Source organism: Geobacillus sp. Sah69 (assembly GCF_001414205.1).
In the GTDB taxonomy this organism is placed as follows: Bacteria; Bacillota; Bacilli; order Bacillales; family Anoxybacillaceae; genus Geobacillus; species Geobacillus stearothermophilus.
Map to the genome: position 1 here is coordinate 32,158 of NZ_LLKS01000022.1, position 11,906 is coordinate 44,063.

Annotated in this window: 9 protein-coding genes and 1 other annotated feature; all 9 genes read right to left on the bottom strand. The window is 53.2% G+C overall.

Features of this window, described 5'->3' with window-relative positions; genetic code table 11:
- Positions 1-149: 149 nt before the first annotated feature.
- The 9 genes from rpsG to rplA all read right to left on the bottom strand — a co-directional run bounded on the left by rpsG (position 150) and on the right by rplA (position 11,863).
- A complete protein-coding gene (rpsG, locus tag AP057_RS04065) occupies positions 150-620 on the bottom strand; it encodes a 30S ribosomal protein S7 (RefSeq protein WP_033008652.1) in 471 nt (156 codons plus the stop codon).
- Between the two features lie 58 nt (positions 621-678).
- On the bottom strand, positions 679-1,101 hold the full coding sequence (gene rpsL, locus AP057_RS04070; RefSeq protein ID WP_033008650.1) for a 30S ribosomal protein S12: 423 nt from the start codon (positions 1,099-1,101) through the stop codon (positions 679-681).
- Positions 1,102-1,191: 90 nt separating this feature from the next.
- Positions 1,192-1,440, bottom strand: a complete 249-nt coding sequence (locus tag AP057_RS04075) for a 50S ribosomal protein L7ae-like protein (RefSeq protein ID WP_033017245.1) — start codon at positions 1,438-1,440, stop codon at positions 1,192-1,194.
- A gap of 137 nt (positions 1,441-1,577) precedes the next feature.
- Positions 1,578-5,177 carry a DNA-directed RNA polymerase subunit beta' gene (rpoC, locus tag AP057_RS04080; RefSeq protein ID WP_033017247.1) on the bottom strand — a complete coding sequence of 1,200 codons (3,600 nt, stop codon included), beginning with the start codon at positions 5,175-5,177 and terminating at the stop codon, positions 1,578-1,580.
- Positions 5,178-5,289: 112 nt separating this feature from the next.
- The gene (rpoB, locus tag AP057_RS04085) at positions 5,290-8,862 is read right to left on the bottom strand and encodes a DNA-directed RNA polymerase subunit beta (RefSeq protein ID WP_055358132.1); all 3,573 of its coding nucleotides are present in this window, start codon (positions 8,860-8,862) and stop codon (positions 5,290-5,292) included.
- 404 nt (positions 8,863-9,266) lie between these two features.
- Positions 9,267-9,869 carry a class I SAM-dependent methyltransferase gene (locus AP057_RS04090; RefSeq protein WP_033008715.1) on the bottom strand — a complete coding sequence of 201 codons (603 nt, stop codon included), beginning with the start codon at positions 9,867-9,869 and terminating at the stop codon, positions 9,267-9,269.
- Between the two features lie 105 nt (positions 9,870-9,974).
- Positions 9,975-10,343, bottom strand: coding sequence for a 50S ribosomal protein L7/L12 (rplL, locus tag AP057_RS04095; protein WP_033008641.1), 369 nt, complete (start codon positions 10,341-10,343; stop codon positions 9,975-9,977).
- 54 nt (positions 10,344-10,397) lie between these two features.
- Positions 10,398-10,898, bottom strand: coding sequence for a 50S ribosomal protein L10 (gene rplJ, locus AP057_RS04100; protein WP_055358133.1), 501 nt, complete (start codon positions 10,896-10,898; stop codon positions 10,398-10,400).
- A gap of 51 nt (positions 10,899-10,949) precedes the next feature.
- Positions 10,950-11,114, bottom strand: a sequence feature (ribosomal protein L10 leader region).
- A gap of 47 nt (positions 11,115-11,161) precedes the next feature.
- Positions 11,162-11,863: a 50S ribosomal protein L1 gene (gene rplA / locus AP057_RS04105; RefSeq protein ID WP_050368058.1), complete on the bottom strand. Its 702-nt coding sequence runs from the start codon at positions 11,861-11,863 to the stop codon at positions 11,162-11,164.
- Positions 11,864-11,906: the final 43 nt, after the last annotated feature.

Consider the following 11,906-nt stretch of genomic DNA (forward strand, 5'->3'; position numbering starts at 1 on the left):
TTCAAAATAAAATAGATAGATGGCGCCTCCATCCTCTTGTTCTGCAGAGAAATGATCGCGCACGCGGCCAAAAAGCCGAAATATGTAGGAAGATAGGTGAACAGGCCGTCGATTGCGCCTTTTCACCTATTCCTTTCAAGCAGCTATTCTTACCAGCGGTAGTGGGCAAACGCTTTGTTCGCTTCGGCCATTTTGTGCGTATCTTCGCGTTTTTTCACCGCTGCGCCCGTGTTGTTGGCAGCATCCATAATTTCGTTCGCCAAGCGTTCTTCCATCGTTTTCTCTCCGCGAAGGCGGGCGTATTGCACAAGCCAGCGCAATCCGAGGGAGACGCGGCGATCTGGACGGACTTCGACCGGAACTTGGTAGTTCGCTCCGCCGACGCGGCGAGCGCGCACTTCCAACACCGGCATCACGTTTTTCAGCGCTTGCTCAAACACTTCCATTGGATCTTTACCCGTTCGTTCACGAATAATATCAAAGGCAGTGTAAAGAATTTTTTGCGCTTTTGATTTTTTTCCGTCGATCATAATTTTATTGATCAAACGGGTAACAAGTTTTGAATTGTAAATTGGGTCTGGCAATACGTCACGTTTAGCAACAGGGCCTCTACGTGGCATAGTTTTTCCTCCCTTCAGGAAAACATTCTCTTCACTTCATTATTTTTTCTTCACTTCATTATTTTTTCGCTGCTTTTGGTTTTTTCGCGCCGTATTTCGAACGACCTTGCATCCGGTTGGCAACGCCAGCCGTATCAAGCGCACCGCGGATGATATGGTAGCGCACCCCTGGCAAGTCTTTAACACGTCCGCCGCGGATCAGCACAACGCTGTGTTCTTGCAAGTTATGGCCGATCCCCGGGATGTAAGCCGTTACCTCGATCCCGTTCGTCAGACGGACACGGGCATATTTCCGAAGCGCCGAGTTCGGTTTTTTCGGCGTCATCGTGCCGACACGCGTGCAGACGCCACGTTTTTGCGGAGACGCCACGTTTGTTTGTTCTTTTTTGAAGCTGTTGTACCCTTTGTTCAACGCAGGGGATTTCGATTTAAATACTTTTTTCTCGCGTCCTTTGCGGACTAATTGGTTGATTGTAGGCATGAAAAAGTTCCTCCTTTCACATGTATCGTTTAAGCCCACATATCCAGGTGGTTCATCATGTATGCAAACAAAGGTTTAAAGGCAAACTGGTCAACGGAGAATCGCCACCGCAGCCGCGCCGACTTGGATTTTGCATGCTTTGCCGAGCTTTTTCATCGAGTCGACTTTCGTGACCGGCACGTTCGCTTCATTGGCAGCAGCGGTCACTTTTTCGATAATCGGCAAATCGGCATCTTCCGCTACGATCACTTCCGTTACTTTCCCTTCCTTTAAAGCCCTTATCGTTTGTTTGGTTCCAATGACGATTTTCCCAGCCTGCAATACTTTTTCATAAGACATGTAACATATCCTCCAAAGTACCAGGTTGTTGGAACACCTTTATTAGACTACCATTTTCTTTGTTCATTGTCAACTGGATTTTTTTCATCAAGGACCGGCCGGTCAAAGGTTGCCTTGAACCGACCGATCTCTACTTTTTACTTCGATGGAACCGTATCGCCAGCCGTTTCCTTCTTGACGGCAGGTTTTACTTTTCGATAGCGGGCCATGCCCGTTCCGGCTGGGACAAGTTTGCCGATAATGACGTTTTCTTTCAAGCCGAGCAGCTCATCCCGCTTCCCTTTGATGGCGGCGTCGGTCAGGACGCGCGTCGTTTCTTGGAACGAAGCCGCGGACAAGAACGAATCCGTTTCAAGCGACGCTTTCGTAATACCCAGCAGCACCGGGCGGGCTGTCGCCGGTCGCTTTCCTTCGCGGATGGCTTGGGCGTTGACATCGGTAAACTGGTGGACGTCCAAAAGCGTGCCCGGCAGCACATCCGTATCGCCGGCATCGACAACGCGCACTTTGCGCAGCATTTGCCGCACCATCACTTCAATATGCTTATCGCTGATTTCAACCCCTTGCATCCGGTATACTTTTTGCACTTCGCGGAGCAAGTATTCTTGCACAGAAGTAATGTCGCGCACGCGCAACAACTGTTTCGGGTCGACCGAGCCTTCTGTCAGCTCCTGACCGCGCTCGACGCGCTGTCCTTCTTCCACTTTGATCCGCGCGTTGTATGGAGCAACGTACGTGCGCGTTTCGACCTCGCCTTGAACAACGATCTCATATTGGTTGTCGCGCGTTTCGTTCACGGAAATGACCGTGCCGTCGATTTCGGAAATGACCGCTTGCCCTTTCGGATTGCGCGCCTCAAACAGCTCCTGCACCCGCGGCAAACCTTGGGTAATGTCGTCCCCGGCGACGCCGCCCGTATGGAACGTCCGCATCGTCAGCTGCGTGCCCGGCTCACCGATCGATTGAGCGGCGATAATGCCGACCGCCTCGCCAACTTCCACATCCATGCCCGTCGCCATATTGCGGCCGTAGCATTTTTTGCATACGCCATGGCGCGTGTTGCAGGCAAAGACGGAGCGGATCCACACTTCCGTAATGCCCGCCTTAATAATTTCGTTTGCAATGTCTTCAGTGATCATTTCATCTTTGCGGACGATCACTTCACCGGTTTCCGGATGGCGCACCGTTTTGTGCGCATAGCGGCCGACAAGCCGTTCTTCCAGCTTGACGACGACCTCGGTGCCATCCGTCAATGCGCGTGCCAAAATGCCGCGGTCGGTGCCGCAATCCTCTTCGCGGACGATGACATCCTGCGCCACATCGACGAGACGTCTCGTCAAATATCCCGAGTCGGCCGTTTTGAGCGCCGTATCCGCCAACCCTTTTCGGGCGCCGTGCGTCGAGATAAAGTACTCCAATACTGTCAGCCCTTCGCGGAACGACGATTTGATCGGCAGTTCGATGATCCGGCCGGCCGGGTTGGCCATTAAGCCGCGCATCCCGGCGAGCTGCGTAAAGTTCGACGCGTTCCCCCGCGCTCCGGAATCGCTCATCATAAAGATCGGGTTGCGCTTATCGAGCGATTTCATCAAGCGGTCTTGGATTTTATCTTTCGCCGCGCTCCAGATGGAGATGACACGCTCATACCGCTCTTCGTCGGTGATCAACCCGCGGCGGAACTGCTTTAAGACGGTATCGACCTTCGCTTGCGCCTCATCCAAAATTTCTTGTTTTTCCGGCAAGACGACAATGTCAGCGACGCCGATCGTAATCCCGGCTTTCGTCGAATATTGGAAACCGAGGTCTTTCATGCGGTCCAGCATTTTTGACGTCTCGGTGATTTTGAACCGCTTGAACACTTCAGCAATAATTTGCCCGAGCACTTTTTTCTTAAACGGCGGCACAGGCTCGCGCTTGCGAATCTCCTCGCGCACGTCGACCCCTTTGTCAAGGAAATACTTGTCCGGCGTCCGCCCTTCGATGTTTTCCGTCGTCGGCTCGTTAATGTACGGGAACGAGTTGGGCAAAATTTCGTTGAAAATCAGTTTTCCGACCGTCGTTAAGAGCAGTTTGTTGTTTTGCTCCTCGGTAAACGTTTCATTTTTCAGCGAGCCGGCATGGACGGCGATGCGCGAGTGGAGATGGACATAACCGTTATGGTAAGCGAGCAGCGCTTCGTCCGTATCTTTGAACACCATGCCTTCGCCGATCGCCCCTTCGCGTTCCATCGTCAAGTAATAGTTTCCTAACACCATGTCTTGGGAAGGTGTCACGACCGGCTTTCCGTCTTTCGGGTTCAAAATGTTTTGCGCCGCCAGCATCAACAGGCGAGCTTCCGCTTGTGCCTCGGCCGACAGCGGCACGTGCACCGCCATTTGGTCGCCGTCGAAGTCGGCGTTGTATGCCGTACAAACGAGCGGATGAAGGCGGATGGCCCGGCCTTCGACGAGCGTCGGCTCAAAGGCTTGAATGCCGAGACGGTGAAGCGTCGGGGCGCGGTTGAGCAGCACCGGATGCTCTTTAATGACGTCTTCAAGCACATCCCATACCTCAGGGTGGACGCGCTCAATTTTCCGTTTCGCGCTTTTAATGTTGTGCGCCAACCCCCGCTCCACAAGCTCCTTCATGACGAACGGCTTAAACAGCTCGAGCGCCATTTCTTTCGGCAGGCCGCATTGATACATTTTCAAGTTCGGACCGACGACAATGACGGAACGGCCGGAGTAGTCAACGCGTTTGCCGAGCAGGTTTTGCCGGAAGCGCCCTTGCTTCCCTTTCAGCATGTGGGAAAGCGATTTTAACGGGCGGTTCCCCGGCCCGGTCACCGGACGGCCGCGGCGGCCGTTGTCAATCAAGGCGTCGACCGCTTCCTGGAGCATCCGTTTCTCGTTTTGGACGATAATATTCGGCGCGCCAAGGTCAAGCAGGCGCTTCAGCCGGTTGTTGCGGTTAATGACGCGGCGGTACAAATCGTTTAAGTCCGATGTCGCAAACCGGCCCCCATCGAGCTGGACCATCGGGCGCAATTCCGGCGGAATGACCGGCAATACATCTAGCACCATCCACGCTGGGTCGTTTCCGGAGCTGCGGAACGCCTCAAGCACTTCAAGCCGTTTAATGATACGGGCGCGCCGCTGTCCTTGCGCCGTCTTCAGTTCTTCTTTCAACGCCGCCACTTCTTTATCCAAATCAATGTCCTGAAGCAGCTTTTTGATCGCTTCCGCCCCCATCGACGCTTGGAACGACTGGCCGTATTTCTCGCGATAGGCGCGGTATTCCTTTTCCGACAGCAGTTGTTTTTTCTCCAGCGGCGTATCGCCGGGATCGGTGACGACGTAAGAGGCAAAATAAATCACTTCTTCGAGCGCCCGCGGCGACATATCAAGCACAAGCCCCATCCGGCTCGGGATGCCTTTGAAATACCAGATGTGGGAAACCGGAGCAGCGAGCTCAATATGACCCATCCGTTCGCGGCGGACTTTTGACCGCGTCACTTCAACGCCGCAGCGGTCGCAGACAACCCCTTTGTAGCGGACGCGCTTATACTTGCCGCAATGGCATTCCCAGTCTTTTGTCGGGCCGAAAATGCGTTCGCAAAACAAGCCGTCTTTTTCCGGCTTTAGCGTCCGGTAGTTGATCGTTTCCGGCTTTTTGACTTCACCGTACGACCAAGAACGAATTTTCTCCGGGGAAGCGAGCCCGATTTTCATGTACTCGAATTTATTGACATCTAGCAAGGGGTATACCTCCCTCTTTGATCCGTCGGTTTTGCTCCATGGCTTGTTCGTCATCCGTTCGCCTCAATGGCCGCGGGCGGGGAAACGCTCCCCGCCTTTTCGCCATTGCCGGTTACTCTTTCGTTACCGCATCTTTTTCTTCGCTGGCTTCTTCCGGTTCAGCCGGTTTCACATCGACCATGATCGCATCCGGCGCATGATCATCATCGTCGTCAAAGTTTTCCATGTTGATTTCCTGTTCGTCGCTCGTCAAAATCGTGACGTCCATCCCTAGACTTTGCAGCTCTTTGATCAACACTTTAAACGACTCCGGCACGCCCGGTTCCGGAATGTTTTCCCCTTTGACGATCGCTTCGTACGTTTTGACGCGGCCAACCACATCGTCAGACTTGACGGTCAAAATTTCCTGCAGCGTATACGCCGCACCGTACGCTTCAAGCGCCCATACTTCCATCTCGCCAAAGCGCTGGCCGCCGAACTGCGCCTTACCGCCGAGCGGCTGCTGGGTGACAAGCGAGTACGGGCCGGTCGAGCGAGCGTGGAGTTTGTCGTCGACCATGTGGGCAAGCTTGATCATGTACATGATCCCGACCGACACGCGGTTGTCAAACGGTTCGCCCGTCCGCCCGTCATACAGCACCGTTTTGGCATCGCGCGCCATGCCGGCTTCTTCAAGAATGTTCCAAACATCTTCCTCCGTCGCTCCGTCAAAGACTGGGGAAGCGATATGCAAGCCAAGTTTTTTCGCCGCCATGCCAAGATGCAGCTCAAACACTTGCCCGATGTTCATCCGCGACGGAACGCCGAGCGGGTTCAACATGATGTCAATCGGCGTGCCATCCGGCAAGAACGGCATATCTTCTTCCGGAAGAATGCGGGAGATAACCCCTTTGTTTCCGTGGCGGCCTGCCATTTTATCGCCTTCGGAAATTTTCCGCTTTTGCACGATATAGACGCGCACCAACTGGTTCACGCCCGGCGGGAGTTCGTCGCCGTCTTCGCGGTTGAAAACTTTGACGTCAAGGACAATGCCGCCGCCGCCGTGCGGGACGCGCAGCGACGTATCGCGCACCTCGCGCGCTTTTTCGCCGAAGATCGCATGCAACAGCCGCTCCTCAGCCGTCAGCTCGGTCATTCCTTTCGGTGTCACTTTGCCGACGAGCAAATCGCCGTCTTTCACTTCTGCACCGATGCGGACGATGCCGCGCTCATCCAAGTTTTTCAACGCATCTTCACCGACGTTCGGGATGTCGCGTGTAATTTCTTCCGGACCGAGCTTCGTGTCGCGCGATTCGGCTTCATACTCTTCAATATGGATTGACGTATACACGTCTTCTTTGACGAGCCGTTCGCTCATGATGATCGCATCTTCGTAGTTGTAGCCGTCCCATGTCATAAAGGCAACAAGCACGTTGCGGCCAAGCGCCAATTCGCCTTTATCCATCGACGGGCCATCGGCCAAAATTTCGCCCTTCTCCACGATATCGCCTTTTTTCACGATCGGCCGCTGGTTGTAGCACGTGCCTTGGTTCGACCGGACGAATTTCAGCAACCGATATTTATCTAGATCACCCTTGACTTCTTTGCCGTCCACTTCAATCAGCCGACGCACCCAAATTTCCTTTGCTTCGACGCGCTCGACGATGCCGCGATGCTTGCAAATCACCGCCGCGCCCGAGTCTTTCGCCGAAACATACTCCATGCCTGTGCCGACGATCGGCGCTTCGGGTTCCAACAGCGGCACGGCTTGCCGCTGCATGTTCGCCCCCATCAAGGCGCGGTTCGAGTCGTCATTTTCCAAAAACGGGATGCACGCCGTCGCCGCCGAGACAACTTGCTTCGGCGACACGTCCATATAGTCGACGCGATCGCGCTTGACGACGATGTTCTCGCCGCGGAAACGGGCGATGACGTTTTCTTCAAGGAACGTGCCGTCCTCCGCAAGCGGTACGTTCGCCTGCGCTACAACGTAATTGTCCTCTTCATCGGCTGTCAAATAATCGATTTGGTCCGTTACCCGACCTGTTTCCGGATCGACGCGCCGGTATGGCGTTTCAATAAAACCAAACTTGTTCACTTTCGCGTAAGTGGACAGCGAGTTGATGAGCCCGATGTTCGGCCCTTCCGGCGTCTCGATCGGACACATCCGCCCGTAGTGCGAATAGTGAACGTCGCGCACTTCAAACCCGGCGCGCTCGCGCGTCAATCCGCCGGGGCCAAGCGCAGAAAGGCGGCGCTTATGCGTCAGTTCAGCGAGCGGGTTCGTCTGATCCATAAACTGCGACAGCTGCGAGCTGCCGAAAAACTCTTTAATCGCTGCGATCACCGGGCGGATGTTGATCAGCTGCTGCGGCGTGATCGTGTTCGTATCTTGAATCGACATGCGCTCGCGCACGACGCGTTCCATGCGCGACAAGCCGATGCGGAATTGGTTTTGCAGCAGTTCGCCGACCGAACGGAGGCGGCGGTTGCCCAAATGGTCGATGTCATCCGTATCGCCGACGCCGTGGAGCAAGTTGAAGAAATAGCTGATCGATGCAATGATGTCCGCCGGCGTAATATGTTTGACATCTTCCGCAATAAAGCCGTTGCCGATGATGTTGATTACCTTTTCGTTGTCCGGATCATTCGGTGCATAAATTTTCACGGTCTGCACCTCAATCGGACCATCCGCCACTCCCTCAGCCGGACGGTACGTCCGCAACCCGACTCCTTTTTCCAAATACGGCAGCAGGCGGTTCAGCGTCCGGCGGTCGATCATCGCTCCAGCTTCAGCGATGACTTCCTTGGTTTCGGGATCAATGATCGTTTCCGCGAGCCGCTGATTGAACAAGCGGTTTTTAATATGAAGTTTTTTATTGATTTTATAACGGCCTACGCTCGCCAAGTCATAGCGCTTCGGATCAAAAAAGCGCGACGCCAGCAAATTTTTCGCATTCTCAAGCGTCGGCGGTTCTCCCGGACGAAGACGCTCGTAAATTTCAATCAACGCTTTTTCCGTGCTGTCGGTATTATCTTTTTCAAGCGTATTGCGCAAGTATTCGTTGTCGCCGAGCAGATCGATGATTTCTTGGTCGGAGCTGAACCCAAGCGCACGGAGAAGCACCGTAACGGGCAGTTTACGGGTACGGTCGATGCGAACGTAAACGACGTCTTTCGCATCGGTTTCATATTCAAGCCATGCGCCGCGGTTCGGAATCACTGTCGCCGAGTAGCCGCGTTTGCCGTTTTTATCAACTTTGTCGCTGTAATAGACGCTTGGCGAACGGACGAGCTGGGAAACAATGACGCGTTCCGCCCCATTGATAATAAACGTTCCGGTTTCCGTCATGAGCGGAAAATCGCCCATAAACACGTCTTGTTCTTTCACTTCGCCCGTTTCTTTATTAATCAAGCGAACTTTGACGCGAAGCGGCGCCGCATATGTAACGTCGCGTTCTTTCGCCTCTTCGACCGTATATTTCGGTTCTCCTAAACTATAGTCGATAAATTCAAGCGAGAGATTGCCGGAAAAGTCTTCAATCGGGGAAATTTCCCTAAACATTTCCCGCAGCCCTTCATCGAGAAACCATTGGTAGGAGGACGTTTGAATTTCGATCAAGTTCGGCAATTCCAGCACTTCGCTGATGCGTGCATAGCTTCTGCGTTGGCGGTGTCGCCCGTATTGAACTAGTCGGCCTGTCAAGAGTGATTCACCCCTCAAATGTAGACATTAGTGAAAACCGGAAGCGGAACATCGCATTGATCCAGCCGCCTTGGCGGCATATGCCGCCAAGGCCGTCGGCCGCTCCGCCATTCCGGGGCAAAGCGCTAGGCATGCATGCGGCTGGCCCCCGCCATCCGGACGGAAACGGTTCAGCTATGACGCCGCCGTTTCGGTAAGGGGATTTCACACGCTCCCGGTGCGAGGAAACCAGGCGTTGGATGGAGAAAAAAAGAAAATGGTTTCTATCCAGTAGAAAACCATATGTTTAGCTGTATATTGATTTTATCATTTTTTCCATCATATCCAAAAATATACGTCATCCCCTCATGTGGGAAATGTGCATATTTAGCATTTTATAATGTTACCACAACCAAAAAAGAGTGTCAACATTTTTTTGCCTTTATGATATAATATCCTTTTTTCTTGGAAGCCACCTCAACAAACGGAAACAGTTCTTTCAGCTTTTCAAGCGCTGATGGCGCCCCTTGTTTTTTTTGAATGACGACCCATAGCTCCCCGCCGTCAAGCAAGTGGTCCCGGCTTTGTTCAAAAATCGCGTGGACAACCCGCTTGCCGGCCCGGATCGGCGGATTGGTGACAACGGCCGCAAACCGCTGTTCCCCGACTTCTGAAAACAAGTCGCTCTGGTAAATGCGCACATTATCGATATGGTTTGCACGCTTGTTTTCCCGCGCCAGCTCCAGCGCCCGCTCATTCACATCGATCATTTGGACGAGCCGGTTCGGAAACGATTTGGCCAGAGCGAGGCCGATCGGTCCGTATCCGCAGCCGACATCCAATAGGTCGCCGGCCACTTCCGGCTCCTCAAACGTTTCGATCAGCAGCTGCGTGCCAAAATCGACACCGCGTTTGGAAAACACCCCGCTGTCGGTTGTAAAGCGAAATTCATGCCCCCGGAGCGTAAACGTCCACGTTTGCGGGTTTCGCTCCGACGTGGGAGCAGCTGAATAATAATGTTCGCTCACCATCATCCCTCCTCTGTCGGCAAGCCGCTTCGGCTCCCGATATATAGTGTAACAAAAAAGAGGCTTTCCCTTGCTTGGGTCAGCCTCTTTTTTGCAATGACGCCATTACTTCACTTCAACTTTTGCGCCAACTTCTTCAAGTTTGGCTTTAATTTCTTCTGCTTCTTCCTTCGAAACGGCTTCTTTGATCGGTTTCGGCGTGTTGTCAACCAAGTCTTTCGCTTCTTTCAAGCCGAGACCAGTGAGTTCGCGGACAACTTTAATAACTTTGATTTTTTGCGCGCCAGCATCAGCGAGAATGACATCAAATTCTGTTTTCTCAGCTGCTGCTTCAGCGCCGGCTGCCGCACCGCCAGCGACAACAACCGGAGCTGCCGCCGTTACGCCGAATTCTTCCTCGATTGCTTTTACCAGTTCGTTTAATTCCAATACCGTCATATTTTTCACAGCTTCAATGATTTGTTCTTTCGTCATCATCATTTCCTCCTTGTTTGGTTGATGGTGTGTTACGCACATCGGTATACACGATTACGCGCCTTGTTCTTCTTGCTTGTCAGCCACCGCTTTGACCGCAAGCGCAAAGTTGCGGATCGGGGCTTGGAGAACGCTAAGCAGCATCGAAAGCAACCCTTCGCGGGACGGGAGCTTCGCCAACGCATCGATTTCTTCTTTGCTGGCGATGTTCCCTTCGATGACGCCGCCTTTGATCTCCAACGCCTCATGCGTTTTCGCAAACTCGCTTAAAATTTTTGCCGGCGCCACAACATCTTCATTGCTGAACGCGATGGCGTTCGGGCCGGTAAACATCTCATCCAATCCTTCCAGGCCGACTTCCGCGAGCGCCCGACGGGTCATCGTGTTTTTATACACTTTGAACTCAATGCCTGCTTCGCGCAGCTGTTTGCGCAGCTCGGTCATTTCCGCCACGTTCAGGCCGCGGTAATCGACGATGACGGTTGCCTTGCTGGCGCGGAATTTGTCCGCAATCTCGGCAACCACTTGTTTTTTCAGTTCAATCGCGCTCGACACGTCCTGCACCTCCTGCAAAGAAAATGGTGGAATACCAGTTATACCGTTTGGCGGCTCAATAAAAAACCTCCATGCCGCGTAGACATGGAGGTAGCGTTCAACGCACGGCCGCCGGCTGCTGCCGGCCTATGGCGCGCTGCTTATCGTCCACATACCTCGGTAGGAAATTAAGCCGGGAACGGCACCTACTGTCTACGGTATAAATGATATTCGTTTGTTCAGCCAAATGGCATTTTATCAGACTCGACACAGAAAGTCAACCGTTACTGTGCAACAGCCACCGTCGTCGGGTCCACTTTAATGCCAGGACCCATCGTTGACGTAATCGTCACGTTTTTGACGTATGTCCCTTTCGCTGCCGCCGGTTTGGCTTTCAAAATCGCCTCGTAGACGGCGGCGAAGTTTTCGACCAGTTTCTCGTTGTCGAACGATACTTTGCCGATCGGCACATGAATGTTGCCGGCTTTATCAACGCGGTATTCCACTTTACCAGCTTTGATCTCCTGCACAGCTTTCGCAACGTCAAACGTGACCGTGCCGGTTTTCGGGTTTGGCATTAACCCTTTCGGACCCAAAATACGACCGAGTTTCCCGACCTCGCCCATCATATCCGGCGTGGCAACAACGACGTCAAAGTCAAACCAGCCTTGCTGGATTTTATTGATGTATTCTGTATCGCCGACATAGTCAGCGCCAGCTGCTTCTGCTTCTTTCGCTTTTTCCCCTTTTGCGAACACTAACACGCGCGCTACTTTCCCCGTGCCGTGCGGCAGGACGACAGCGCCGCGAATTTGTTGGTCCGCTTTTTTCGGGTCAACGCCCAATCGGAACGCAACTTCCACCGTCGCATCAAATTTCGCGACGTTCGTTTTTTTCACGAGCTCGATCGCTTCTGCAACCGGATAAGCCTTGAAGCGATCAACGAGCTTCAACGCTTCTAAGTATTTTTTTCCTCTTTTCGGCATGTAAAATCCTCCTCAATTGTGGTTTTAGCGGAAAAAACCTCCC